Genomic DNA, 305 nt, shown 5'->3' with positions numbered 1-305 from the left:
GTCGCAGTCGGCGCCAATGGCACCATACTACGCTCTGTCGACGGGGCGACATGGACCAAGCAGCCGCTCTCTGGCGTCGCCGCCAACACGAACTTCCAGGACATTATTTGGACCGGGGATGCTTTCTATGCTGTCGGCGCGAGCTACGACGTGACTATCGAAGGATGGAACGGTGTGATCTGTAAATCAGAAACCGGACAAACTTGGACGCTCGATTACCAGGTACCATCGGAACAGACTGCGCTGGCATATAACAAAAATTCCGAACTCATGGGCATCAGCTACGACGCAAACTCAACCTTGGT

At 54.4% G+C, this 305-nt stretch carries 1 protein-coding gene; it reads left to right on the top strand.

Going from position 1 to position 305, the window contains the following annotated elements:
- Nucleotides 1–305 (top strand): hypothetical protein (locus QEH59_RS18840; protein ID WP_308986934.1); only part of this gene is annotated, 305 nt, incomplete at both ends.

The sequence above is a fragment of the Thalassobacterium sedimentorum genome, assembly GCF_031127905.1.
GTDB lineage: Bacteria > Verrucomicrobiota > Verrucomicrobiia > Opitutales > Coraliomargaritaceae > Thalassobacterium > Thalassobacterium sedimentorum.
This window is presented reverse-complemented; position numbering and strand designations above follow the sequence as displayed.